The sequence below is a fragment of the Halobacillus rhizosphaerae genome, assembly GCF_046719735.1.
Taxonomy (GTDB): domain Bacteria; phylum Bacillota; class Bacilli; order Bacillales; family Halobacillaceae; genus Halobacillus_B; species Halobacillus_B rhizosphaerae.
In genome coordinates this window covers 1-732 of the sequence record NZ_JAUTWQ010000055.1, presented here as the reverse complement: position 1 = coordinate 732, position 732 = coordinate 1, and the positions used below count along the sequence as shown (strand labels likewise).

The window sequence follows — 732 nt, the reverse complement described above, 5'->3', positions numbered from 1 at the left end:
TCCTTCATAAGGCGATGCACTTTTTTATGATTCACATGGATCCCTTGATTGTGAAGTTCCATTTGGATACGGCGATAGCCGTAGGTCCCTTCGTGTTCGTGATAAATAGCCGTGATTTTATTCTTCAATTCTTCGTCAGGATCTGGCCTATCCATTCGTTGGATTTGATAATAATAGGTGCTGCGAGAAAGTCCCGCTCGTTGAATCAATGAAGTAATCGGAAAATCATGCCTTAGTTCGAAGATCGTTTGTGCTTTTTCTTGGATGATGGCTGTTTGGCTTCTTTCTCTTTCACTAAGGCTCTCAACTTTTTTAAATAGGCGTTCTCCATCCGTAGGTATTCCAATTCTTCATCCTTTGACTTGAAGGAAGATGACGGCTTTTCCTTTTTTCGAGCTGGCATAGAACTTGTCCCCTTTTGTTTAGATTCAAGGGCTTCCATACCGCCCTTCTCCCATTTTCGTACCCACCGCCGCACCATTGAGAAATGGGGGATGTGGAAAATGGCAGAAGCCTCTCGTATGGAATACCCTTTCTCTTCCATAAACTGAATTACACTCAGTTTAAAGGTGGGAGGATAGTTTGTATAGGGGTTTATGAATGCTTGATCCCCATGATACTCAACGAGTTGCACCCAGTATCGTAATGTAGAAGAATCGACGCCTATTTCACTCGCAAGTTGTCGAAAGCTGATGACCTCCGTATTATACCGTTGAGCCGCTTGGAGTTTTT

At 43.2% G+C, this 732-nt stretch carries 2 protein-coding genes; both read right to left on the bottom strand.

The window, feature by feature from the left end:
- A partial coding sequence (locus tag Q7A53_RS21690; RefSeq protein WP_411791297.1) for an IS3 family transposase occupies positions 1-155 on the bottom strand: 155 nt, incomplete at its 3' end.
- Between the two features lie 77 nt (positions 156-232).
- Positions 233-732, bottom strand: a 500-nt coding sequence (locus Q7A53_RS21685; protein WP_411791296.1) for a helix-turn-helix domain-containing protein, incomplete at its 5' end; no start/stop codon positions are given.